Source organism: Pseudoalteromonas sp. US3C1013, assembly GCF_048401115.1.
Taxonomy (GTDB): Bacteria; Pseudomonadota; Gammaproteobacteria; order Enterobacterales; family Alteromonadaceae; genus Pseudoalteromonas; species Pseudoalteromonas undina.
Map to the genome: position 1 here is coordinate 738324 of NZ_CP183076.1, position 26739 is coordinate 765062.

20 protein-coding genes are annotated in these 26739 nt (G+C 37.5%); 11 read left to right on the forward strand and 9 right to left on the reverse strand.

The window, feature by feature from the left end:
- Window positions 1-11 precede the first annotated feature (11 nt).
- Window positions 12-1043: a DNA helicase UvrD gene (locus ACNSN2_RS18645; RefSeq protein ID WP_418609277.1), complete on the reverse strand. Its 1032-nt coding sequence runs from the start codon at window positions 1041-1043 to the stop codon at window positions 12-14.
- On the reverse strand, window positions 1028-2593 hold the full coding sequence (locus tag ACNSN2_RS18650) for an ATP-dependent nuclease (RefSeq protein ID WP_418609275.1): 1566 nt from the start codon (window positions 2591-2593) through the stop codon (window positions 1028-1030). Before ACNSN2_RS18650 ends, ACNSN2_RS18645 begins: the two co-directional genes overlap by 16 nt.
- Window positions 2594-2933: 340 nt before the next feature.
- Between ACNSN2_RS18650 and ACNSN2_RS18655 the strand changes: the two genes are divergently transcribed.
- Together ACNSN2_RS18655 and ACNSN2_RS18660 are read left to right on the forward strand one after the other, a co-directional pair.
- On the forward strand, window positions 2934-3269 hold the full coding sequence (locus tag ACNSN2_RS18655) for a hypothetical protein (RefSeq protein ID WP_418609273.1): 336 nt from the start codon (window positions 2934-2936) through the stop codon (window positions 3267-3269).
- Window positions 3270-3709: 440 nt separating this feature from the next.
- Window positions 3710-4528, forward strand: a complete 819-nt coding sequence (locus ACNSN2_RS18660) for a hypothetical protein (protein WP_418609272.1) — start codon at window positions 3710-3712, stop codon at window positions 4526-4528.
- 163 nt (window positions 4529-4691) lie between these two features.
- On the opposite strand, the gene ACNSN2_RS18665 is transcribed toward ACNSN2_RS18660, so the two are convergent.
- Window positions 4692-5045: a 5' nucleotidase, NT5C type gene (locus tag ACNSN2_RS18665; RefSeq protein ID WP_418609270.1), complete on the reverse strand. Its 354-nt coding sequence runs from the start codon at window positions 5043-5045 to the stop codon at window positions 4692-4694.
- A 728-nt stretch (window positions 5046-5773) separates the two neighbouring features.
- Between ACNSN2_RS18665 and ACNSN2_RS18670 the strand changes: the two genes are divergently transcribed.
- From ACNSN2_RS18670 to ACNSN2_RS18710, 9 genes are read left to right on the forward strand one after another with little or no spacing between them, the layout of a single operon-like run.
- The gene (locus ACNSN2_RS18670; protein WP_418609268.1) at window positions 5774-6358 is read left to right on the forward strand and encodes a restriction endonuclease subunit S; all 585 of its coding nucleotides are present in this window, start codon (window positions 5774-5776) and stop codon (window positions 6356-6358) included.
- Window positions 6359-6385: 27 nt separating this feature from the next.
- Complete coding sequence (locus ACNSN2_RS18675; RefSeq protein WP_418609267.1) at window positions 6386-7903, forward strand: type I restriction-modification system subunit M; 1518 nt, start codon at window positions 6386-6388, stop codon at window positions 7901-7903.
- Window positions 7893-9125 carry a restriction endonuclease subunit S gene (locus ACNSN2_RS18680; RefSeq protein WP_418609265.1) on the forward strand — a complete coding sequence of 411 codons (1233 nt, stop codon included), beginning with the start codon at window positions 7893-7895 and terminating at the stop codon, window positions 9123-9125. Before ACNSN2_RS18675 ends, ACNSN2_RS18680 begins: the two co-directional genes overlap by 11 nt.
- A 12-nt stretch (window positions 9126-9137) precedes the next feature.
- Window positions 9138-10874, forward strand: a complete 1737-nt coding sequence (locus tag ACNSN2_RS18685) for a HEAT repeat domain-containing protein (RefSeq protein WP_418609263.1) — start codon at window positions 9138-9140, stop codon at window positions 10872-10874.
- Complete coding sequence (locus ACNSN2_RS18690) at window positions 10871-12610, forward strand: hypothetical protein (RefSeq protein WP_418609262.1); 1740 nt, start codon at window positions 10871-10873, stop codon at window positions 12608-12610. Before ACNSN2_RS18685 ends, ACNSN2_RS18690 begins: the two co-directional genes overlap by 4 nt.
- Window positions 12603-13787 carry an MBL fold metallo-hydrolase gene (locus ACNSN2_RS18695; protein WP_418609260.1) on the forward strand — a complete coding sequence of 395 codons (1185 nt, stop codon included), beginning with the start codon at window positions 12603-12605 and terminating at the stop codon, window positions 13785-13787. Before ACNSN2_RS18690 ends, ACNSN2_RS18695 begins: the two co-directional genes overlap by 8 nt.
- The gene (locus ACNSN2_RS18700) at window positions 13780-17082 is read left to right on the forward strand and encodes a type I restriction endonuclease subunit R (protein WP_418609258.1); all 3303 of its coding nucleotides are present in this window, start codon (window positions 13780-13782) and stop codon (window positions 17080-17082) included. Before ACNSN2_RS18695 ends, ACNSN2_RS18700 begins: the two co-directional genes overlap by 8 nt.
- Before the next feature lie 20 nt (window positions 17083-17102).
- Window positions 17103-17885, forward strand: a complete 783-nt coding sequence (locus ACNSN2_RS18705; RefSeq protein WP_418609256.1) for a M48 family metallopeptidase — start codon at window positions 17103-17105, stop codon at window positions 17883-17885.
- A gap of 38 nt (window positions 17886-17923) precedes the next feature.
- Window positions 17924-18946, forward strand: a complete 1023-nt coding sequence (locus ACNSN2_RS18710; protein WP_418609254.1) for a PIN domain-containing protein — start codon at window positions 17924-17926, stop codon at window positions 18944-18946.
- 171 nt (window positions 18947-19117) lie between these two features.
- Here ACNSN2_RS18710 and ACNSN2_RS18715 read toward each other — a convergent pair whose 3' ends face one another.
- From ACNSN2_RS18715 to ACNSN2_RS18740, 6 genes are all read right to left on the reverse strand, one after another.
- Complete coding sequence (locus tag ACNSN2_RS18715) at window positions 19118-19924, reverse strand: ion transporter (protein ID WP_418609253.1); 807 nt, start codon at window positions 19922-19924, stop codon at window positions 19118-19120.
- Window positions 19925-20173: 249 nt separating this feature from the next.
- On the reverse strand, window positions 20174-20791 hold the full coding sequence (locus ACNSN2_RS18720; RefSeq protein WP_418609251.1) for a hypothetical protein: 618 nt from the start codon (window positions 20789-20791) through the stop codon (window positions 20174-20176).
- Window positions 20788-22794 (reverse strand): site-specific integrase, encoded by a 2007-nt coding sequence (locus ACNSN2_RS18725; protein ID WP_418609249.1) that lies wholly within the window; start codon window positions 22792-22794, stop codon window positions 20788-20790. The genes ACNSN2_RS18720 and ACNSN2_RS18725 overlap by 4 nt, the downstream gene beginning before the upstream one ends.
- Before the next feature lie 8 nt (window positions 22795-22802).
- A complete protein-coding gene (locus tag ACNSN2_RS18730; RefSeq protein WP_418609247.1) occupies window positions 22803-24902 on the reverse strand; it encodes a hypothetical protein in 2100 nt (699 codons plus the stop codon).
- Window positions 24902-26026 carry a tyrosine-type recombinase/integrase gene (locus ACNSN2_RS18735; protein WP_418609246.1) on the reverse strand — a complete coding sequence of 375 codons (1125 nt, stop codon included), beginning with the start codon at window positions 26024-26026 and terminating at the stop codon, window positions 24902-24904. The genes ACNSN2_RS18730 and ACNSN2_RS18735 overlap by 1 nt, the downstream gene beginning before the upstream one ends.
- A complete protein-coding gene (locus ACNSN2_RS18740) occupies window positions 25959-26705 on the reverse strand; it encodes an ion transporter (protein WP_418609837.1) in 747 nt (248 codons plus the stop codon). Before ACNSN2_RS18740 ends, ACNSN2_RS18735 begins: the two co-directional genes overlap by 68 nt.
- Window positions 26706-26739 lie beyond the last annotated feature (34 nt).

Sequence of the window (26739 nt, forward strand, 5' to 3'; positions counted from 1 at the left end):
AAACTATGGCCTTATACCCTAAATTCCTTGTATAGGTTTTCTGGGACGAAGTATAAACTGCCCTTAGTTCTTGTTATTGCTACATATAGTTTATTCTTCGTTTGCTGTGGTAGTTCTGGTAAAGCACCTTCCCGAAACCTTTTTAAAGTGGTCGGGTTTAAAACAACGCATACATCGTTGTAACAATCTTGTCCCTTTGTTGCACCCCAATTATTAGTCACGCCAGGGTAGCGATTGCTCGACTGATAAAATAACTTAATTGTATCGTTGCAATTAAATATATGATTTGCTTTATCTTTGCACTCAACGAACTCTATAGGTGTATTGTCGGTTCGATTTGACCCAATAACTATACCCACATCGTTCGAAACAAATTGGCATACGGTAGGGCTACACCTGAAGCTATTAGATAACAGCTCTTCATCAACCACTAGACCAGCAGCTTCGAACTTACCCTTATATTTTTGATAGTCTTTGTGCAAATTAGCATTAACATTACCATCTCTGCTTGTGTCAAAAGTATGTTGGAAATAGTCCCCGACCATTAGAATATCTGTTCTTGCAGAGGCAAGTGAACAAAGAAGGTTAAAATCATGACCACCAAAATCTTGAACTTCGTCAATGCATACAAGGTCAAAATACTTTTCGAGCCGCTCGATAACTTCTTCTATAACCCCATGAAACTCAAGATATTTGGCTATTCTGTTGTGATACAACCTTTTGTGTCTATCAATATAAAATTTAGGATTAGTTCTTGCTAGTCGGAGAGTGAAGGCCGGAGGTACATCCCAGTTTATTCCTTTTGCCTTATTCTCTAAACCTAGTATAGGTTTTACACAAAACTTATAGAGAAAAGTGAAATAGGAGTAAATCTTCACCCCTGATGGTATTTTACCGAACTTTTTAATAACCCTGTTTTTTAAGTTGGCTAAGTTATTGTCAGTATATGTGATGAGCAATACTCTAGAGTCAATTTCTATACTGTTTATGATATGACTGGTTTTGCCAGAACCTGCAACTGCAAATATTACTCTCTTATCCATTGCAGAGCCTCTGTAATATATTCAGGTGACTGGATTTGTTCAGACTTTTTATCTAGTAGTTCGTATGCGCAGTCAGCCTTGTTTTTTAGCATATAATCCTGAACTGATAGTGTTCTCCTGCCTGGTGCGAATAACTCTTCGCAAACAGCAGTGTTTAACTCATAGAAGCAAATTTCAAATGTGGAATTACTATTATTTGTGTCAAAGAAGATCTTAATGTTGTCAGCAGTGTAATCTGCATAATTCTCAATGCAATTAACTTGTGCGTCCCCATCGTTATCCCTGATCACAGCAGTTTTAATATTCAGTAGCATGGCTAAATCTAAATAGCGTTTAAAACTAGTGCCACCAACAGATATGACATGCACGTCATCTGCTTCCAATGAAGAGCCTGTTACAATGCTATAAATTGCATCAATCAAAATATACTCGGCATCACCTTCAACAAGTATAACTTTGGACGACAATATGAATTCTAATATGTTGTTGTCAGGTGCTTTCATAAAAAATTTAGCCGTATCAGCAGGTAAATCTTTTAACAGGACAGGTCTTTGTGATGTGCTATTAAGTAGAATCGATTTTCGAAGGTCTAGCCTTGAAGTAATTAGATTGCTATGGGTTGCGATGAATATTTGTTTTGCTTGTGATTCTGCTATTCTGGTCACTAACTTTTTCATATTGGTGTGGCTAAGGTGGTTCTCTGGCTCTTCAAGTAGCAGAGTATCAATGTCTAGCTCAACCCCGTAGCGTTTTAGTGCGAACTCAGTCTTAATAAAACATTGACGACCCTTACCCCTATTTTCTAATGGGACATCATCTTCCGTAATTATGACGTCTGTTTCTAGATTTGCTCGTGAGTTAGAGCGGATAGCAAACTGATAATCATTTAATTGGTCATTTATACCTTTAAGATGTTCATCCTTAAAGTCTGATTTTTGCTGCCGATATAGGTTTCTTAAGTTGATTCGTTCAGGGTGTTCTAAGACCGATTCGTATACTGTTTTTATATACTCTCTTGTAGCATATTCACTATTTATTTGTGAGCTATCTAATGATAAGTGTTTGATAAATTTACGGTAGCCAGTATAAGACTCACCTGCGAATGTAGTGAATTTAACTGAATAATATTCGTAAGGAAAATTATCTGAATCCTGAGCCAGCACTTGTTGCATTTCAGCAAGTAAATCTTCATTTGGCTCACAGATTAGTCGAAGGCCATCAGATGCTGTTCCATCAGAGTTATTTTTCCCGTGAATGTCTGGGTTATGTTGTTCGGACAGGTAAAGTTCGACTATAACGACAGGAAGATTAGCAACGCTTTTATCCCCAGCTAGAAACTGATTGGTAATGTTCTTATTGAAAATACTCTCTAGCCCAATTACGTCTACTTTATTTCTACTCCCACTAATAACCAACTCGATAGCTGTCAGCAGCGTACTTTTCCCTGCTTCATTATCACCAATGAGAACGTTTAAATCTTCAGTAAACTCAACTTCAAACTCACGAAACCTTTTAAAATTGAATAGTTTTATCTTCTGTATACTTTTCACAAACCAACTCCCTGTAAGCTTAATGTCTAAACGTACTTTATCATTGTTATTAATAACCAGATAGTTAAAGCTAGGCTTGTTGGATCGTATATGTAACTAATGTATATGCAGGCACGAAACTATGATCCAGTTGGATTTACTAATGTACATAACTTTAATAGATATGCATACGCTAATAATCCGTATAAATACATAGACCCCGATGGTAGAGAAGTACGAGCTGTATCCAACAATGCAACTGGTAAATTGGGTATGAGGGATAGGGATACCAAAGAAAGAATTGTTATAAATGCTGAGTCAGGTGGCAAACCTTTTGGTGCGCCAATAGAGCCTGGTATATATGATATTTTCATACACCAAGAGATGGTTTTATAGGCTTGAGCCTCGTGATGCAACTTATGGCGATGACACTCATGATGCAACTGGTAGAGACTTATTCAGGTTGCATAAACAAGGATGTACAATAGGGTGTATTGCGGCTGAAAGTGAAGAGGGCAGGTCTAGTGTTGAAAGTAAGTTAGAACAAACACAAACTTCTGAAGTTACTGTTGATAGTGAATCAAGAAATCCTTTCTCCGATAAAACAGAATCGTCAACAAGGTTTGGGCAATTAAAAGTTGTTAATGTGTCTGGCCGTATAGAATCCAAAAAGCTCAAAGAACAGGATAATAGATAAAAAATGCAAAAGCTTATTTTACTAGTGGTTTTTATCGGTACGATATGTTCTGTGGGTTACTTTTCATTAGAATCTATAGACATGTCCGAGATGCTATAAAAAAATTGAGAGTATGGTCAGCTATTATTTCTTCAGATTAGCACTATTAGAAGTGTTGTTTCCTTGATATTAGTTACTTTAAGCGCTGGTTATTTTCTTAAATCGAAATTAAAAAAGGCTCTGATGGGAATAAACTTGGCCCTTCTATTTGCATGGGGATTATTGCTAAGCTTTCAAATTATCGGGGTTATAAATTAATCGCTTATTTGAAGCTGAAGCCTCGCTAATGCGGGGCTTATTATGCTTCGATCTCAAGGTAAACAATAATTTTTTCTTTAGATACGGACGGACTCATAGTGGGCAGATATGCTGTTGGAAAACTTAAATAAGGAAACATAAAAATGACATTACCAAAAAACACCCCGACAGATTTTTGCAAAGCTTTTATTCAACGAGAGCTGAAAAGTTATCAAGGTGAACAACCTATTTGGATGAGTTACTGGCCTATCTTGGAGCGAATGATTGAACGTGCAGAAGAGTTAAAAAGTCCATTTAGCGAGTTAATTGATAGATTTGGTTACGCTGATAAATTTGAAGGTTATCCTCCTGAGAATTCTTACATCTGGTTAATACTTGAGCATATTTGGTTTAGTGCAGATTTCAATAAAAATGATGTTATGAAAGCTCGAAGTGAATTTAAGGAGCTAAATGAGCTTGGGGAAGATATTGTTGAATTAGCATCTGAGCTAGCATCTAAGCTCCGTAAACGAGCAGAACTTTTCGAAACTAGTGGCTTTTCCAAGCCAGAGTATCAGTTTATTGACGGCTTATTTGATATGGCTAGCGAGGGCAATTATTTATATGAATCTCACGTATCAGAAAAACTAAAATCACTGACTTATCAATACGACCTGAAATACTGGCCGAGTTTGGCCGACTTGGTATCAGCTATAGGACAGTTCGAAGAAGCGCAACCTTATCCCACGCATTGTCAATTTCCAGAGCATGTAATTAATGGGCGGCAGTCTGACTTTAAAGACTACGTAATCGCTTTTGACGAAAAGTTTGATGATATAAATGATTTACCAACTAACTTTCGATTTAGTAATGAAGCAATGGCAGATATTATTAACGTTGTCCTCGATTTACCAGACACCAAAATTGCAACAGGTGAAGCAATTAGAGTTATAAGAAATCGCTACAGCAACAAAGCCAGATGAAAAAAGCAAAGAAATATGTTTTTGGAGGTAGTTAAACAATAGCTCTACTGCCTTAACTCCAGAATTGCTGCTCTTAATTGGCAAGTTCATTAATACAGCTTCCCAATTAGGATACTCTTTATGTCCAAAGTGAATGAGTTGCCCTTCAAAGAATTCTTGGCCTCTACGCGCTGGCGTGGTCGTCAATCAATATATTGCCTTTCAGTAAACCTTTGTGACTGCAAATGATTAGGTTGTGGGTCATTTCGTAACCGAATTTATCTTCGACCCAAAGCCTTTTTTCTGTATACGACAAAGGATTTTTCGTTGATGGTGCGGTAAGTATGTAGACTTCAACATTCGTTTTTTTCCTTAGCTGTTCTTCTGCTGCTAAAGCGCCATCCATTGGTTCTAAGCTTCGAAAAAAGCCAGGTACACTTTGCGGGAAAGGATTGTCAGGATTTTTATGTTTGTGCTCTTTGATTTTTGAAGAGTAATCACACAGCACATCGTCCATATCGATGTAAATTGTCAGCATGTCGTTTCCACCGAAATTATTGAAGGCCCCAAATTATGGGCAAACAGTTTACTTGAACGATAGCTTTTTTCGCGTGATTATCATTAGAGAGGTCGAAGTAGGTCTACTTAGCTTGATAACGTGATGCTTTTTTCAATTGCAATATTAACCCTACGGGCAAGAAAGAATGATCGAATATGGAAGCTGAGTTCAATTAGTGATTATTCACAATAGTGAAAAATAGCACTATTAATAACAAATATCCGACACAATAATGAAAAAAAGCAATATTATGTTGAAGCAGTAAAATTAAAGCTCCCTATGTTTATCCGCAAAAAATACGCCTGTGCAATGCGATACAGGTTTATTTTCACCTCTTTTTACCTAGATAACAAACAACTATAAAGTTTTTTCCTTTAATATCAATTCGTTATACGTCCCACTTTTACGCTCAGAACAGCCCAGCATCAAGGGTTGTTCCAGTCTCATTATCCGCTTGGTTCAGATGAAAATTATTGGTGGTTCGAATAAAAATGCGCAATTGTTCAGGTAGACCGGAATATGCAACAAAAATCCTTAGAAATTAATATCAAACTAAATAAATTAATAGTTAAAGCTTAATCCATAAGAAATTCAGCCCTTTTCAAAAACAGCAAATAATTGCACCATCGAAAAGATGCAAAATAAGTATTGACTAAATAATCATCTGTCGCTATCTTTAATGCATCATTTATATGGTGCAATTAACAGTGAATAAAACATTATCTGATATTGCGATTGTCAAAGCTGGCCACCCTTTTAGGGGAAAGATACCTGAAGATAAGGAAGGTAACGCTCATGCGGTGCAGATCAGGGATATTGATAACGATGGAATCATACAGTGGCATCAACTCATTCGCACAAATATTACAGGGCGTAAAACACCTGATTGGTTACAAAAAGGCGATGTGCTGTTTGCGGCTCGTGGTGGTCGTAACTTAGCAGGTTGTGTTGGCGAGATTGATAAACCAACGGTTTGTGCCCCACATTATTTTTTAATTCAAGTAACCGATAAATCAGTGTTACCTGAATTTGTAGCTTGGCAGCTAAACCAAGATGGTGCCCAGCGGTACTTTGCAAACTCTGCTGAGGGAAGCGCACAAACGAGCATTAGACGAGCTGTATTAGAAGCAACTTCGCTTGTTATTCCAACTCTCGAAAAGCAGCAAGCTATCGTCGAGTTTGATAACAAAGTTAAACAGGAAAAACGCATTCTAAGTGCTCTAATTGAGAACAGAGCAAAACAAATGCAAGGCATCGCTAAAGAAATATTAGGCTCTGAAAATCAGGGCTAAAAAGAATTTAAATTAAGGACTCAAAAGATGGTAACAACACAAATTAACCAAGACGCTATTAATAAGGCGGTATGGAATGCCTGCGATACCTTTAGAGGAACAGTAGACCCTTCTATATATAAAGATTTTATCTTAACCATGTTGTTCTTAAAGTACATCTCTGATGTATACCAAGATGAATACGACAAGCTTGTAGAGCAATATGGAGACAACCCTGAACTAATTCACGCAATGATGGCAAAGCAACGCTTTGTATTACCTACAGGTGCTAGTTTTTGGGATCTATACGAGAAACGTCATGAAGCAGGTAACGGCCAACGTATTGACCAAGCACTACATGCCATAGAAGAAGCGAACGGTACTAAACTGAAAAACGTGTTCCAAGATATCAGTTTTAATACTGACAAGCTAGGTCAAGAGAAGCAAAAGAACGATATTCTTCGTCATATTTTAGAGGACTTTGGTAAAGACATTCTTAACTTACGCCCAAGTCGCGTTGGCTCGTTAGACATCATTGGTAATGCCTACGAATACCTTATTAAGCACTTTGCCGCAAGTAGCGGTAAGTCAGCAGGTGAATTTTATACGCCACCGGAAGTTTCAGATTTGCTTGCCACCATTTTAGAACCAGCAGAAGGCGACCAAATATGTGATCCTGCATGTGGATCAGGCTCACTATTAATGAAATGTGGCGCTATGGTGCGCAAGAATTCAGGTTCTAAAAAGTATGCTTTATTCGGGCAAGAGGCGATTGGCTCTACCTGGGCACTTGCTAAAATGAATATGTTCCTACACGGCGAAGACAACCACCGTATTGAATGGGGCGATACCATTCGCCACCCTATGCTTCTAGATAAAGAAGGTACAGGTTTACTTCACTTCGACATTGTTACTGCAAACCCTCCATTCTCACTCGATAAATGGGGTTTTGAAGGTGCAGCTAATGACGAGTTTGGCCGTTTTCGCCGCGGTGTGCCGCCTAAAACCAAAGGGGACTACGCGTTTATCAGCCATATGATTGAAACTCTTAAACCAGAGTCAGGGCGCATGGGGGTGGTAGTGCCTCATGGTGTACTTTTCCGAGCATCATCTGAAGGCAAAATCCGTACACAGCTTATTGAAGAAAACTTACTCGATGCTGTAATTGGCTTACCGGAAAAACTCTTCTTCGGTACAGGTATTCCAGCAGCCATTCTTATTTTCAAGAAAAACAAAACTGATAAAAACGTCATGTTTATTGATGCCAGCCGAGAATTTAAATCAGGAAAAAACCAAAACCAGTTAACCTCTGAGAACATTCAAAAAATTATCTACACTTATAAAATTCGCGAAACTGTTGATAAATATGCATACCTGGCAAGTTTAAATGAGATAAAAGAAAACGACTTTAACCTTAATATTCCTCGCTATGTAGATACCTTTGAAGAAGAAGCTGAGATTGATTTAGTGGCGGTTCGCACTGAACGCGTTGAGCTTCAGACTGAATTAAAGTCTTTAGAAGTAAAGATGGAAAACTACTTAAAGGAGTTGGGTTATGGTGCCTAATGGCTGGAAATTGACTTCTTTAGGGGAAGTATGTTCAGGTAATCTACAGACAGGCCCCTTTGGAAGTCAGTTACATGCACATGAATACACTGAAGAGGGCATACCTGTTTTAATGCCGAAGGACTTGATTAGTCAAAGAGCTGATTACAAGTCGGCTGCGAAAATACCTGCTAATAGAGCTGCTGATTTATCAAAGCACTTTTTAAAGAGCGGAGATATTTTATTTAGCCGTCGTGGTGATGTCAGTCGATTTGCGCTGATTGAAGAAGGTGATGAAGTTGGAATATGTGGAACAGGGTGCTTAAAAGCAACACCAAACTCAGAGCATTCATCCTTATTCTTGTCCTACTTCTTACAAAAGAATGCGGTAAAACGGTGGCTTGAACAGAACGCTGTTGGACAAACTATGCCCAACATGAACACCGCAATTCTATCTGAGTTACCGCTGATGACAGCTTCTTCCAAAGAAGAAGAAGATAAAATCGCCAAAATTATATCAGTTTGGGATAAAGCTATTGGCACCACTGAGCGCCTAATTGAGAACAGCAAGCAGCAGAAAAAAGCACTAATGCAACAGCTGCTCACAGGTAAAAAGCGACTATTTGATGATTCGGGTAAACCGTTTGAGGGAGAGTGGGAAGAAGTTAAGTTAAGTCAACTTGTAAAAGTTATCGGTGGTAATGCTTTTAAAAGTGAAGAGTTTAAACAAGAGGGTATTCCACTTGTTAAAATTTCAAATATAAAACCTGATTATTCAATTTGCTTAGATTCAGCCGTGTTTATTTTAGAAAATGATAAATTTGAAAAGTTCAAGGTTAAGAAAGGGCATATTTTAATTGCGATGTCTGGAGCAACTACAGGAAAGGTAGGCTGCTATCAATCACATGACTTTGCTTACTTAAATCAACGCGTTGGTCGTTTTGATGTCAAAAAAAACCGAACTACCAATCGGTATTTATTTCAACTGCTTAAATTACCCAAAGTGCAGCATGAAATATTAATTGATGCTGTTGGTGGAGCACAGCCCAACATCAGTAATAAAGATATTGAAAGAATTAAAATTTATGTACCAGCAGTTGACGAGCAGAAAAAAATTGCCTCTGTTCTTAGCAATGCAGACCAAGAAATTGAAATACTACATCAACAACTTGCTGACTTAAAACAAGAGAAAAAAGCGTTAATGCAGCAGTTATTAACTGGCAAGCGTAGAGTATCATTATAGGGAATCATAATTATGGATGAACTTAGAGAAAAACTGTTAAAAGCTAATATGGATGGCAACTTTTTTGAGTTCATCCAAGACATTTACTATCAAGACCGAAAAGGTGAAAAGCTTCTACCTAGCATTTTGGCTGAATTGCATAATACAGGGAAATTAAACCTTGTAGAGTTATTTCATAGCTTTAAAAATACCCCTGAAAATCATGACTTCTTTTCAGTAAGGCGAGTTTTCGAAGAAGTTTTACCTAATATAAATGCTCCGGTAAATGACGTAGCTGAATGTGTGAAACATCTTACGCTAGAAGCTGGCCAAGATATGGCTGCTTACATGCTTTTGTCGCCATTTAAAGAGTTTTGTAAAAAAAACATTGGTAGAGCCAATGCTCTTTTGGATATTGCTTTAACCAATAGTGATGAAGACTTTGACCATTTAACTACTGCTATTGAAGCTGGTGCAAGTAATGATGAGGTTACTTATGTAAATCAAGCTATTGAACTGCTTACTCATGAAAATGAGTTAATTAAACAAAGAGCCATTTTTGCATTAGGTAGAATTAACTTCCAAGACAAGACGCTCTTGGAACCAGTTGCAATAGCTATCACTAAATCATCAATGTCTTCACCAATTGATGTGATTTTGGCGACATCAATGCGAGCGATGTTTACCGTTGTTTCTCAGTCTGATGATTTAGAATGCTTGTTCTTAGATTTTTTAAACACGCATTCAGATCGATTAGATGATCGTTATATTCATGCTGCCTCAGAAATATTATTTTATGATGAAAAAAAGGTAAGTAGTAATGTTGAACCTAAGTTGTTGAATATTTGCTGTCATACCAAGCCAGAGAATAAAGGCACTATCAATAATATTGATTTTGCTTTGGAGCGAATATTAAAAAACAATCGATTCAATGATTGTGTGCTTTTTTTAGAGCATTTTTTCGAATTAAGCGAGTACAAATTATCAGTAAAGTATTTTAATAGTTTTGTTCGGGAACTACATAACCACCGAGATACATACCTATCCGCATTACTTACAAGATGGTTGTTATCAAAAAGAATTCAGCTAGGGAAATACGCTTATGACCTTCTTCGGGATTTAGATAAAGGCATGTCTATTGGCTTTGATCGTGCCATCGTGACCAAAGAAAGCAAAGGCGTACACCTTTTCTTAGCGAGAAAAGCTTGTGGATGGTTCTTCAATCAGCCTAAAACAGCAATTAGCTTAATTGAGTCGTTAGTTTTTGATGCTCCTGATGATGAATTAGCAGATATTCAGCAACTCATTTTTCATCCTCTCTGTGTGAGTTACCCAGGAAGTATTCGAGATCATTTGGAAGCATTGAATGAGTCAAAAGAAGACAGGGTTAAACAGGTTGCAACGGATGTGCTATCTGAATACGAAGAATACCAAGTATCAGTAAAAGCGGCTTTTAAAATAAACGAATTAAGCCCTAGCGAGCAGGATAGGCATACATATTGGCGGCATCACAATAAGTTAATGAATGAATCGATGAAACAGGCTAGAAAAAAGTCGGTCCTTACCTCTTTGTTAGGTGGAAATGAGTCAGTATTGCTCTATGGAAACAAGTCGATTCACTATGTACACCATGGCGAGCAAAAGACCCGTCAGGAAATTCCTCTTAATGAAATCAGTACATCATTTGAGTTTGCCTCAATGCACAATCTTGACCCTCACGGTTTAGAAAATATGATCTGGCAGTTTAAAGCGGAGGGCTGTACCTCATGAAGTTAGTGATAAGACAATATTTAGCCTCTTTGAAAGAACGAGGCGAGTTGGATGCTTTATTACCTGATTTACTATCACAAATGGGCTTAGAAGTTTTTTTGAAACCAGGTGTTGGCAGCAGACAATATGGTGTGGATGTTGGTGCTTTTGGTAAGTTGTCTAGTGAATCAGAAAGTAAGGTATATTTATTTTCGGTAAAGTCTGGCGATCTAGACCGTAGGGATTGGGATAGTACAAATCCACAAGATTTACGCCCGTCCATTAATGAAATTATTGATGTATTCATTCCGACCCGTATTCCAGCAGAGTACAATGAAAGCCCTGTTGAAATTTGTTTATGTTTTGGTGGTGAAGTTAAAGAAGAAGTAAGATCTAACGTAAGTATGTTTTTAGGAAAATTAAAAGCAGATGATTTAAGTTTTTCTGAATGGAATGGTGACAGGCTTGCTGATTTAGTCGAGCAACATATGCTTCGTGAGGAACTGTTACCTAAGAACTGTCGCAGTTTACTTCGCAAGTCATTGGCGATGATTGACGAGCCAGAAGTGTCTTTCAAACACTTTAGCCAGCTTGCCATTAGTCTCACTTGTACTGATGATAAAAAGCCAAAAGATATTTTAACGGGTATTCGCCAATTATATTTATGCCTTTGGATATTATACTCATGGTGCAGAGATGAGGATAACCTAGAGAGCGCATTTCTATCAGCAGAATTTACGATGCTAAATGCCTGGGAAGCAGCAAAGTTTGCGTTTGGCAAAAAAAACAAGGTAGCAGTTTCAACAATGACAACTTTGGATTCAATTCTTAAGTTAAATTTACAAGTATCAAATCAGTACATTGAAGAAAAAATAATACCTCATTGCAATAACTTGTATGCTTTATCACATGCAGTAAATCCGTCTTGTTCAACAGATGTAAACTTAAAGTTGTTCGATGTGCTAGGTAGGTTAGCCCTAACAGGTTGTTGGTCATACTGGTATTTAAGCCAAGTTAGTAATGAAAATGTAGAAGCTGAAAGATTTTTTTCAGAAGCAGTAACTAAATATCAAGATAGCATTAAGCAGTTAATCGTAAACAATCCTATTTTGTTTACACCATACAAAGATGAGCAAGCTATCGATTTAGCATTAGCTATTTGGTTCCTTTCTCTCGATCATAAACATTGGCGTGATATCAACTCTTGGTTAAGCAATATGTCCCGAGAGATATATCAAATGTTTAAGATTGGTGATAAATACCCAACTACAATTCAAAGCTATGCTGAATTAATAGAACACCCCATTGATAAAACCGAAGAGTATAGAAAGAGCGTTACTAAAGGTTCAATCTTATACCCATATATATCTACCTTTTCAGCGATTATGGGGTTTTCAGAGCCATATGAAATAGTTAAAAAAATTAAAGAAGAGTTTTTACCGCACTGTAACTTTCAAGTGTATTTTCTTGATGACTCTTCCGAAGAACACTTTTACCGTTTCGATAAAATGCATGGTGCAACGTTATCTGATGTTTGCGTAACTGAAGAACCAGAAGAGTTGATTAAACAGTTGGTTAATGAGTGCGACCAATCAAATAAGGTTTATGATATGTCTGCTTTTCAATTCTCTTTTTGGCCGATTATCTTAACTGGATGCAGACATTACAGGTTGCCAGTACCAATGCACTTTATTATCGATATTTATAAGCAAAGAACAGCAGGTCAAACTGAACTAGAAGGTGAAATTAATGAATGACTACAAGGTAGTTAGAACATTTCATCCCATTGGGCAGGGAGGCTTTTATTCAGAAAAACATGACAATTTTAATGTTGTATATGACTGTGGAGCAATGCCACTAACTAAGTATGCAAAATCAGTTATAGAAACAGCGTTTACAAAAGATGAAGATATAGATGCGCTATTTATATCTCACTTTGATTATGATCACGTTTCTGGAATCGCGACCTTAAGGGACTCTGTTAGAACGATTAAACGAGTATTTTTGCCCCTACTGGACATCAATCATAAAAAAATTTTAATCAATATTAACAGAGCATTATCTCAAAATATTATCACTTTAATCGACAGTCCTGAGTCTTTCTTTGGGAATGCAACAGAAGTAATCTATATTCGCCCAAACGCTAAAGAAAACTCTAATGACAGCATAAGTTTTAATTTTTTTGAGCTACCTAGAGGATTGAAAAAAGACAGAGAAATTGATAGCGGAAGTAGATTAAGTCTGGGTGGAAATTTCAGCTGGATTTTTGTCCCCTATAATCACCAAAACCAAAGTCGCTCTAAAGCATTGGTTAGAGAATTAAAACGCGAAAAATTTGATGTCCAACAACTACAGAGTAATGCTAAATATTCTATTAAAAACATTTCAACTCCAAGTTTAAGAAAAAAATTAAGAAAAATTTATACGCGATTAAATGGTAACGTGAATGAAAATTCAATGCTTGTTTACTCTGGATTAGATAATAGATGCCTCACGAAGGATATTAAAAATCAGGAATACAACTTTACTTGCGATTGCACTCCTGATACCTGTCACCCTAATAATTGTTGTTTTTTTAGTGGTTGCATATACACAGGCGATACTGATTTAAACAAAGTAAACGTCGGTGAGGTTTTTTACGAATATGCACAAGATGTTACAATAGTTCAGATTCCTCACCACGGTTCTAAACATAACTTTGATATCACCTCTTTAGATAAATTTTATCCTTTTCTTATATGTCCTATTTCATATGGCACGTCTAATAACTATGGTCACCCCTCAACGGAAGTAGTCAATGAACTATCTCTTGATGGCTCGAAGCCTGTATTAGTTAACGAACACCCAAAATCCAAATTTGTGCATGAAATTAAGTTTTTCAATAGAGCGAAAATGAAAGCCAAATATACTGTTGAGAGTTTTTCTAATGAGTAACCACATAGCAAATTTCAAAGAAGAGTTTAGCTCAAAAATACCAGCGCTTACACTCCTAAGCAAGCTTGGTTATTCGTTTATACCACCTAATGGTTGTGAGGTCATTAGGGGAAATTCGGTAGCGGGAAAATCAACAAGCCAAGTGATGTTGTTGCCCGTTATACGTGAGTTTTTGGGCAAACAAACATTTCCGTTTGCTGGTAAAGACCATAAGCTCTCAGATGCTGCCATCGATAAAATTATGCATGACCTAAACCCTGCAATGAACGAGGGTTTAAAAGGCGCGAATGAAAAGTTATACAACGCAATGATGTATGGCATTGGGGTAACGGAGTTTATTGATGGTAAAAAAGCATCGCCAACCATTCAGTTGATTGATTGGCAAACACCTTCCAATAACTTTTTTCACTTTACTGAAGAAATGGTGGTGCAAAACAGTGAAGGCACAGGTAACCGCATTCCAGATATTGTTTGCTTTGTTAATGGCTTGCCTTGGGTAGTGATTGAGGCGAAGCGCCCTGACTCTTCAACTGAAGGGAAATCTACTTTAAGCGAAGCGGTCTCTCAACAAATCCGAAACCAGGGCCACAAAGAAATACCACACCTGTTTGCTTACAGCCAATTACTGCTCGCAGTGAATGGACATGAGGGCTTTTACGCGACCTGCGGCACACCTGAAAAGTTTTGGGCGAAATGGAAGGAAGAAGAAATCATTGAAGCCGAGTTTATTCGGTTAAAAAATGCAGGGTTAAGCACCGAGCAGTTGGATGCTATTTTCAACCACCGACCTGCCGCTGCTAAAGATGAGTATTTATCTCTATTGGCGGGTGGCGACCTCGCTGTAACAGATCAAGACAGACTAATTGTTAGTTTATTGAGACCAGATCGCCTTCTTGAGATGGCACGTTTATACACTTTGTTTGATCAAAAAGCTGGCAAAATTGTCGCGCGTTATCAGCAGGTGTTTGGTATTAAAGCACTGATAGAGCGCATTACCAGCTTTGATGAAACAGGCGAACGCCCAGGTGCACGCAACGGCGGTGTAATTTGGCACACCACAGGAAGTGGAAAGTCATTTACTATGGTGTTCTTATCAAAAGCATTGATTTGGTTGCGAGAACTTTCACAATGTCGCGTGATTATTGTCACTGACCGAGTTGACCTTGAAGATCAATTGAGCCGCACTTTTGCCTCCGGTGGTGTACTCAGCGAGCGCGATAAAAAAGATGCAATGGCAACTTCAGGCAAACGCTTAGCAGAGCAAATAGGTAAAGGTAATGAGCGAGTTATCTTCTCAATCATTAATAAGTTTGGTTCAGCGATTAAATATGACGAATGTTATAACGATAGCCCGAATATTTTAGTTTTGGTTGATGAAGGCCACCGAAGCCAAAACGGTGAAAACAACATTCGTATGCTGCAAACATTACCAAAAGCCGCATTTATTGCTTTCACTGGTACGCCGTTGCTAAAAGACGATAAGACTGAAAACAAATTTGGCTCTATTATCCACTCTTATACCATGCAGCAAGCGGTTGAAGATAAAACGGTAACACCGCTGCTTTATGAAGAGCGTATTGCTGACCTTAATGTGAATGACAAAGCTATTGATGCCTGGTTTGACCGCATTACTGAAAAGCTCACAGAAAAACAAAGAACCGATTTAAAGAAGAAGTTTTCTCAGAAAGGTCAGATCTATCAAACAGAGGGTCGAATTGAGCTAATTGCACACGATATTTCTGATCATTTCCAAAATTTTAAGCAGCAAGGTTTAAAAGGCCAGCTAGCATGTGACTCTAAAGGCTCTGCAATTCGCTATAAGGAGCTTTTAGATAAAATAGGTAAAGTAACATCAGTTGTTGCAATGTCTCCTCCTGATACGCGAGAGGGGCACGAGGCAGTTGATCAAGAAAGTAAAGATATTGTTCAAAACTGGTGGAAGAATAATGTTGCCGAAACTTATGGGCAAGATGAAAAAGAATACACCAAGGCAATAATCAAAGACTATGGCCGTGATGATGGCCCTGACATCATGATTGTTGTAGATAAACTGCTAACTGGTTTTGATGAGCCTAAAAATACCGTACTGTATATCGACAAGCCTCTCAAAGAGCACAACTTGATACAGGCTATTGCTCGTGTAAATCGTTTACACAGTAAAAAGCAGTTCGGCTACTTAATTGATTATCGTGGCATTTTGAAAGAGCTTGATATGACGATTGAGAAGTATCAAGAACTTGCTGAGCGTAATCAAAATGGCTTTGATGTTGATGATCTTAAAGGTTTGTATAACCGAATGGATACTGAATATAAAAAGCTACCAGGTTTGTACAACGATCTATGGGCTATTTTTGACGGTGTTGCTAACAAAAAAGATCCTGCTGCTTTATGTCAGGCACTTGCACCTAAGATTGAAGATGTTCAAGGTCAGCTTTTAGATAAAAACCTTAAAAAACGAGATGAGTTTTACGCTGCCTTAACAGCTTTTTCTAACTGTATGAAAGTAGCTTTGCAATCGGCGAGTTTCTTCGATGATAAGAGTTTTGATAACAAACGTGATCACTATAAAGAAACACTAAAAATGTTTGTTAGCTTAAGGAAACAGGTTCGTGAACTTGCTAATGAAACAGTAAACTACGACGAATATGCTGAAGACGTGCGTCAGTTGTTAGATAAACATATTGCAGGCATTGAAGTAAAAGAGCCTGATGGTGCATACCTCGTTGGTAATTTGGGCAAAGATGTGAAACCTGAAGATCTAACTGACGACGAGGCTCGAAATCAAACAGATAAGATCACAGGCCGTATCACTAAAATGATCGAGCAAGACTTAGCTGATGATCCATATGCACAAGAGTATTTCTCAAACTTACTTAAAAAAGCGATAGATGAAACCAAGGCTATGTTTGATGCGCCAGTGAAGCAATACATGCTATTTGCCGACTTTGAGCAAGAAGTTAAAGAGCGCAAGGTTGAAGGGATGCCGAGTGCGTTTACTGATGGTAAGCAGAATAAACATGCCCAAGCTTATTTTGGATTATTTAAACAATTATTAGAAAAAGACGCTCACACAGGCAGTAATATTGATGAAGATAAGCTTGTGAAATATGCCTTCGATATTGACGAAGTAGTTAAGACCGCTGTAGCAGAGTATTCAATTAATCCTAGTGAAATTGAAAACGCCATCAGCGTAAAGCTACTTCCTATGTTATTTGCTGACCTTGGTATTGATAATGCTCAAAGGCTTATTGAAGAAGTGCTGAAGATCACGCGATTAGGACTTTCTCGTAAATAATAATGAAGTTGCTGTTTTAAATGAGTGAAATTAAAAAAACAACACAAGAGCAAAGTGTGTTCATGTACGGTGATGAGGTTATTAACTATGACATCATTCGCCGTACCTTCGAAAAAAATGACGCTAAACCAATGCCGAGGAAAGTCGTCATTAAAGTACACCCAGATCAAAGGGTTGTTGCTACCGTACCACATGATGCAACTCATGAATCTATTCGAGAGGCAATGCTAAAGCGTGCTCGATGGATCTGGGAAAGTATTTGTGAGTTTTCAGCTCAACATGAGTATGTATTGCCACGAAAATACGTTAGCGGGGAAACACAGTTTTACCTTGGCAGACGCTATGTTTTAAAGGTGATTGTTGACGCTGAACAAGTACCAAGTGTGAAGCTTCATAGAGGAAAATTAACCGTCAGCCTCAAAAAAGATTGTGATGATCGGGTGGTTGAAATTAAAGCACTTTTAGATAAGTGGTACATCCACCGAGCCAATGCTATTTTTCATGAAAGGTTACAAGCAATGTTGCCAAAAGCCTCATGGGTAGATGGACTGCCTTCATTTCGTATTATGGCGATGACTAAACAATGGGGAAGCTGCTCAACTAAAGGTAACTTGATGCTAAACCCTCACCTTGTTAAAGCCCCAAAGAAATGCATTGATTACGTTATCCTTCACGAACTCTGTCACATCGCTGAGCACAACCACAGTGACAAGTTCTGGCGCTTGCTAACGCAAGTGATGCCTAATTGGAAAGAAGTTAAGGCTAAGTTAGATGACATGGCGGAGTTGTATTTGAATGAGTAAATCTAGCTAGTAAAACGATTATGAAATGGAGCTAAAAATTGAATTACTTTTTTATTGATACGTGTATTTGGCTAAATTTAGCCAAAGATCGAAATGCAAATTATATTGTTACAGCATTAGAAGATCTTCATGAAAGCGGTGCTGTTCATTTTGTAGTTCCACAACTAGTGAAAGATGAGTTTTTTAGAAATAAAGAGCGCGTCGTTAAAAGTGCTCGTCAACGGCTTGATCATGAATTTAAGCAAGTTAAGAATGTAGTGAAAGAGTATGGTACTGACAACCAAGTAGCAATTTTAACTGAGCTAAATGAGATAAATGCAAAACTTCCAATAATGTCTGATGTGACCGACATAATAGCTAACAGGTTGATTAGTTTTATGGATAAATGTATTCAGTTTGAAATTACGGATGATATCAAACTCAAAGTAGTAGAAAGAGCACTGGAAAAAAAAGCGCCGTTTCATAACTCTAAGAACAACTTCGCTGATGCATTATTGATTGAGTCATTTGGTACTTTTAAAAGAAGTATTCAAAGCAATGATGATGATTTAGAAGATAGTAATTTCTATTTTATTTCAGGAAACTACACTGATTTTAGCGCTACAGATAGACGCCGACCACATGAAGATTTTTCTGATATTTTTGATGACTATTCTTATTACTTTCTAGATCTAGTTTCCGCAGTTAATAAAATCGATGACGCTTTATTGGAGGAATATGAATTTGAGCTAAATTGGGAAGGGGACGAAACTAGATCTCTTTCTGAAATATTGGACTACATGACAGAGTTTGATAGGAAAATCTGGTACAACCGACATTTAAATTTACTAAATAGAATTAGCTCAGGTGAAATAGAAATAGTACCTCCTGATTCAGAAGCTTCAGGTTCTAAAGTCATACACGAAGATGTTTTAGTACGGGCAAAGTCATCTGCTAAATTAGTTGAAAAGGAATATTCAGATCTTATTCCAAAAGATGACTTTGAATGGGGAATGATAAATGGCAAGTTATCGGCATTAAGGTGGGTACTGGGAGACGAATGGGATATGCTGGATACATAATGTGTATTCGCAAAAATTAGCTGTACTTGAACTGACAAGCACTATATCAAAATAGGTAACTGCAAGTTCAAGTCTGAGTTAGCATCGTTTGCGCTTTTACAGATGAGCTACTACGTCTAAAATTTTCTATTTAGCTGTATTAGCTCATACCTATAGCCTGTATTTTTTTGATTAAGAGTCTGGAAAGTTACGTTTAATTATTTGCTTTAATTCGTGAATTTCCTTATGTAAATCTTCAATTGTTGGAATGTTTGAAGCCTCTTGTTTTTCTTGGCGCATTTTAGCATGTTCGTCTTCCATTACATTAACAACAATGCCAATCACCATATTTAAGAAAGCAAACGCTGTGAAGAAGATAAAAGATAAGTAGAATATCCATGACATTGGATACACTTCCATCGTTTCATATTGAATATCAGTCCAGTCCTCGAAAGTCATTATTCTGAAAAGAGTCAACATAGATATCGCAATATCACCCCATAATTTAGGGTTAATTTCGTTAAATATAAAACTACCGATGGCCGCATATATGTAGAAAATAATAAACATTAATAATATGACATAGCCTAGTTGAGGTAGAGCTTTGAGCAATGAGTTAATTAGAACTCGTAATTCGGGTACTACCGATATCATCCTAAGAACTCTAAATACGCGAATTAATCTAGCTAGAAGAGCCATTTCACTATCATTAATAGGTATCAGACTGATTAAAACAACTAAGGTGTCGAATATGTTCCAGCCCTTTTTGAAAAAGTTACGTTTATCATCATCAGCTATAAATCGAACTGAAATCTCAAAGAGGAAGAATAATGTTATGAATATATCTAAAATATGAGTTACTGAAACAGCACTGTCGGGCAGTTGAAATGTTTTTGCCCCAATCTCTAGTGCCGAGATAATAATTACAGCTACAACTGATAATTCAAATGCTTTGTTATTTTTGAGCTTATTCAGCTTTATTTTCATGTTTTCGTACATTAAGTGTTCAACTTTTATCTAAGCTAGTAAATTTTGTTAATTATATAGAAGTAATGACCTATATTGGACTAGCAATTACTTTTTTAAATGTTGACTCGAAATTTTCAATCACTTTTTAAGGGGGATTTATTAATATTTAGTTCAAGAATATGTGATATGTTTGTCAACAGAATTTAATCTAAACGCCTAAAAAAAATGAACTTTTGAGATTAATTCTCCTTTAACCTCGACGCATAAACTAACTAATCCTTAATTTTTTCTGTTTACCTGCATAGTCATTTCTCGCAGTTGAGAGCGTAAATTAGCTATTGTTTGTTGAGCTTTTTCATAATCGATCTTCAGCTCTCTAAGCTTTTGCGCTGTCTCAATCTGATTTTGAGCCACCTCCGAATGCAAAGCAGCTTGAAAATATTCAACTAAGTTCTTGTTTAACTCTTGCTCATACTTCAGTTCCAATTCACCTTTTTTAACTTCAAGCTCCTTTCTTGATAACCGTCGTCCTGAATTGCAAGTATTGCAACGTTGTTGCCAGATAGCGTTCAGCGTATCATTGTAGTGTTCAAGATATTTTTTGAAGGGCATAATATCCATTCTATCTTTTCTGATATTTGACTTATCAACCACTGCCATTTCAGCAAGTTTGGCAGCTATAATTGTTCGTTCACGTATCTTCAAACTCTTTGGTTTTTCAGAGGCCATGATTGTATCTCTAGCCTCAATAAACCTAGCTGTAACTTTCTTGACTACCGCACTTTGTTTAGCCGTCAGCTCGTTCATCCAGGAGGTATCACCAGGGTAGTCAGGAAGCTCAGTATCTAATTGGGGGTCATCTTCATTTTCGATAGAAAAGTCATTTAGATTAATCATGTTCGCCTCATTTGCTTTAAGATCTTTTCGCCATTTCTGACCGCTGCTTCACTCAGCTTGTGTGCTTTAGTTTTAAAAGGAAATTTTTCAAGAAAGTCTTTATGTGATAAAACAATACGAATGATCTCTTCTCTGTGACTATTAGCACTGCTAACATAATGAACACACCCTGAGCAAAGCTCGAAACAACCATTTTCAATTTGCGGTAAGCCAGTTTCCTTCTCTAAGCATTTTGATAAAGACTGAGTTTCAGTGTACACCATGCACATGCCATATTCATGAACGGTAATATCCACAATTTTTTCTTCAAACTCTGTCAAAACTGCCTCCACTTCAGATGGTTCAATTACCATACAATCTTTGACCTTTCTCTGAATAGCCAAAGCCAAGCTTCCTGAAAATGAATCATTAACATCCAAAGCCATTCTCTCTATCAGTTCTCTGATGTAGCGTTGCTCAGCACCTTTCTTTATCGACTCCCTATCTTTTCCACCAACATATTCTTTTGTGAATTTACTCTGATATGTATGCTTAAAGTGCTGCCTTATCGCCTCAAAAACACGGCCATCAAAGCGACGAATCGCAAATTCAGCGAACGTATGGCGAAACATATGGGGGTGAACTTTTTCACAAAGTTCAGCTAACTCCTCACCAAATTTATCAATTGCATCGTCATAATTATCTTGAAGGCTAGTTCTTAAGGTGTTTCCACTTGCAACACTTGCGTTAGTGCCATTTGAGAATTTAGGTTGATGTGTCATCGAAAAAATAGGAAAGCGCTTCCCGTCAGGGCGATTACGTTTAGGGATGTAGGACATATCACACATTACATCTGCTGCCTTAGCGACTAATCCCCCCATACTCCTTAAAGCAGGAACACCATGATTGGTTTTAACTATATCGCTCTTAAATGTCCAGACACCATCACTTTCCTGCTGATAATCGTCTGCAAAAAAGTTTTTCATCTCGCTTATTCTTGCTCCTGTCAGTGCCACAATTATCGTTAAACAAGCATTAAAGACTTTACGATATATTTTTTTGATCTCCTCCCAAGTATACGGAAATTTGTTGACAGGCTTACCAGCCGCTTCTTCAAGTGCTCGTTTTAAAGTGCTGTATTTAAGAATAAATTCTTTCTTTCGCTTTCTCTTTGTCTTTCTCTTTTCACCAATAGAAGATGTAACATCTGGCGATGCACAATAATCATCATAAGAGCTGGGTTTGTCATATCTACCTGAAAAAAACATGGTGTTGTGAGAAACACATAACTCGCTTTGCTGATGTTTGAAAAATGCTCTCAAAATACGACAGTCATCACTTTCTATAACGTTAATCGCGTGCGCCAAATTAAACATATGTGCCGCGAATGGAATTGAACTCCAACCTTCACCGTCTATCCATTTTGAAAAGCTAATTCCATTAGCTACTAGATGCTCTTCAACAGTGTCCTGAATGAAGCTAGCAGGTAATGAAGAGGCCAACCCATCATGAACTAAACCCAGAGCATAAAGTCGTTGAGATTTCCTCAAAATTTCACATGCACTTTCAACAGGGCCTCTACCCACAATTTCTTTAGTAGCATTGTTTTTTTCTGCCGTGCTACCTTCGGTGTGAAAAGCAATACGATTGAACAAAACATCAACGATAAATTCTCGACAGTGTGATTCAGTCCATTGCCTCAATGGTGTATCAGGGTAATGAGACTCTTTCCATACAAAGAGCCTCATCAAATTAGAAGCATATGCCCTGATTGTATTTAGTTTTCCTGTGATTTCCCGTGTTACAGGGTCAACTCCACCGGACATTTCAATCCACAAAGCTTTCAGAAGACCGAAGTCCTCTTTTGATACCTTATGTCGTGCATCGGTAAAATCAATTTCATGAACTTTACTTTCTTCACTTGGATTTTTCGGATAAGAAAATAAATAAAATACATCTTGTGACTGGTCGTTTAATAAAGGAGTATCAGGGACAAGAGTTTTTTTTACATTTGTATTAAACATTTTCTATCCTATACCATTGATGAAAAAGGAAAATCATACTTTTTAGACATTAGTTCACCTTCCTTGATTATCGAGCTAGAGAACTCTGCTAATAGCATGTCGAGGTATGCTCGGTGCAATTGAGCTTTTAATGTTTTCTTTTCGCTATCTAGCTTTAATCTTGGTATTTCATTTTCAATATGTTTAATTTTTGACAAAATAAGCGCCGCTGTTAAAGGTGTTTGAATTACGATACGTTTACCATCAATGTCAACGTCTCCAATATCGCCTATTACGTCACCTAATTCCTGGTTTATGATGCCATACAAATCCTTTTGTTCTTTAATTGTATCTTCAATACCGAGTAACTTCGCAACGGCCTTCAGATTTAGCACTTTAGTTTTATTAAATAGCTCTTCAACAGCGCGCGCATCTTGCTCCATCGCATCACCTACTTGTGCCGCAAAACGACGCATTGATTTGATTTTTTCTGGGCTGCGTGAACGATTTTCATATGTACTTTGTTTAGTTTCGAGACTGTGTGCTGTCAGCATAGCACCAACCTCTTTCTCGGCCTTTTCTTCAAAGGTGGGTTTGTCATATTCTGAGTTTTCTTTTGGCTCAGCGGCACCACTTTTCCCATCTTCGATTTCGATGCGTGTTCTTGCGATTAAATCAATATTTAAAGAAACATGGGGCATTTTCTTGTCGCCACCATAAGAAGGAGAATTTTTCATAGCTATCAAATTATTTGCTAAGATCTTTTTAAGAAAAGCTAGAATTGGTGCAGACTCCTCCTTAAGCTCGGCTTTCATGTGTTTATGCACTTCGGTATTTTCATCGAGCAAATCAATAAAAAAATGATCTAAACGTCCCTCTTTCTTTGCCCCAATCTGGCCTTTACCATTGGTTTTGCCACGCAACTTATGGTATTGAATAAGCTTCGGATTGACGCCTGAGTGTTGCTGTTTGAAGTGTTCTAAAAATATCTGAACAGTTTTGTGGGGCAGGGTGCCCTTGTTTAATACTGGCGTAGCATATTTCTTTTTGCCTCGACCTTTAAAATATTTAAATTGCACGCCCTTATTGTTTGAAATAACATCATTGAGGTTCATTTTATCTACGCCGGAACTTTGAATTCTATGGCACGCTAAGATACATTGCATGGCAAAAACAACTTCATGGCTCAATCCGTGTAAGTCGTTCATGCAATAGGTTTTCATGGTTTGAATCCTATACTTCTTTTTATTTATCGTAACCAGGGTTTTAATATGCCCTGTACGTTTGTTGACCCATCGCTTTAGCCATTCCTTACGTCTAATCTTGATATCAGATTCATCTGGTAAAAATTCATCTGGGTAGGGATTGTCATGCATAAACCTTTCGATTAGCCAGTTATCATCAGTAGCAATAATTGCCCTCGCGAGTTCTCCATAAAGCCTTCTTGACACGTTATATTTTGGGTGATTCAGATCGGGTATTAGGGCGTATGTCGGATAGTTGTTTGAACTTATTTGAAACGATTCCAAAACCGCTTTTTCTAGACTGCTGTTTTGCAACAACAACTTACGCTTCTCATCAAACGTATTGATGATGTAGCAACATAGCAGCAATAAGGATTCAACCATTTCTGTGCTAGTAAACCCTAGATCATACTTAGTTGATAAAGATTGCTTTGGGTTGGGTTCTTCCCACGTAAAGGTTGGAGCTTTAGTGATCATTACATAAAATTCTGGAATCCAGTATTCACAGTCATACACTTTTTCCTTTTGACCACCATATAATTTTAAAATGTAAATCATGGCAGTAACAGTGCTGTTTAACGTATTACCAGTTTTATTGGTCGTGCTTTTAATATGATAGGTATATCGGGAGAATATATCAGATGGCACACCGCCATACTTCCTTATTAATACAACCGTGTAGTCAAGAAAAGTTACTAATTCTCTTCCTCTATTTAGCTTAAAGTCATGAGATAGCTCACGAAAACTCTTACGTTTCGTGTAATCTATATAAAGCAATAAAAAATTTTGACCATGCATGTCATCCGGCAATACCCATTTAACTTTGCCGCCAACTAAAATTACATGTTTTTCGTTTTTTTCGTTATTGTCTATGACTAGCTTCATTAGGATTTGCTCTTATATTTTTGAGCATATTCTGATTTGTTTAGTGACAGCGTGTTCATCACGTCGATGCGATTAGATATTACTGCATCATAGAATATGTAGACTTTTGTTGTTTCTTCATCGTTATGGCCTAGCCACTGAGGGATAAACACCATAGGATCTTTATTTTCATCATAACAAAAGCTAACGCTATTGGTTGCGTAGCACTTTCTCAGAGAGTGGTAAACTCTCGCTTTCCAGTTATTCTTGTCGCTATTTAATTCAGCCAAATTAGCAGTCTTTATGCGTGTAAACAATCTGCTGCCATAATTTAAATCCGTAAGCGGTTCTCCATTAGCCTTTGCCATCAAACTCCCTTTGAGGCTCTTACCTCTACCCCATAAGAATTTATTGATCCCAGATACAAGTTCAGGCGATATGTGAACTGTTCGCAACTTATTGCCTTTACCTATGATTTCTAGTTCATCTGCTCTTATTTCGTCCTTATCCTTTTCTGGGAACTGACGTCTTAAGGAAGGGGCGTACAAATTGTTGTACGAAACCAATTCATGGGTTCTAAATCCAGCATAATAACCAAGTTTCAGTGCTAATTCGTCACGCTCTCTTATGAATGGATTCTGAACTTTAACTTGTGCTAATACTTTATCTTTAAACTCCTTTTCATCCATGTAGATAGTGAGTATTTCTCCCATTAGAAGATCTTTAACGTTTCTCTGTGCTTCACTGTCATCGTAAGTAAAAGACAAATAATCAATTGCATCCGATATACCTATCTTTTTCATGTAAGCGTAGAAATTGTTTAAAACTGTGGCATGATATTCTATCGTACTTTTTTTATTGCCTCTTTTTTGCCCGCGATAAGCATTGAAATAGGCGGTCATATGGGCGTCCGTCACATCTGAATAGCTCAGATCATCTGAAGCTTTTAACACTTCAAAGAAGTCTTTTAAGACTTGTGCATAGGATTTCGTTGTGGTTCTGTTATCGGAGATTCTACCGTTTCTGGCGACATGAAGAAGAAATAAGGAAGGTGCTAATAACGGAATATCTTCATCATCAACAACTGTACTTAAGTTGATCCCACCCCCCGCATATTTTATCCCTTTTACTTGGACGACTCTCACTGTCTACCTCTCTACTAGCAATTAATTTATACAACCTGTTTTTTTGTTGACATAAAAAATGTAGACCAAAGAAAAGCCAGTTGTCAACAAAAAGCATAAGAAAAGACAAAGGTATATAATCGGTCCAATCTTCGAAGGTGGCGATTCTAAATAAGGTAAGCATAGAAATAGAGACATCGCCCCACAGTACTGGGTTTATTTCAGCAAACAACATGCTACCTGTGGCAGCATAAATATAAAAAATCACAAACATTAGCAGCGCGATATAGCCCATTTGCGGGATGGCTTTTATTAGTGAGTTCACTAATAAGCGCAGCTCTGGGATCATAGACACTAAACGTAGTACGCGGAAAATGCGTAGTAGTCGAGCAATAAAAATAGTCGAGCCTGCCGCAGGGTATAAACTACCTATCACTATAATGAAGTCAAATATGTTCCAGCCTTTGGAGAAAAAGTCTTTGATCCCTTTACTGGCAATATAACGAATAACCAATTCGATCAAGAAAAACACCGTAATGCCTATATCCATCCAATGTAGAAATAGCTCAGCAGTAGGGTGTAATGAATAGGTATGCGCACCCACGGTCAGTGCAGAAACCACAATAACTGCAATAACAAATGATTGAAATAATTTACTTTTATCGATACGCTGGAACAGCTCTTGTAACTGCGACAACATCATAACGTGCCCTTAACGGTTATAAATATAAAAC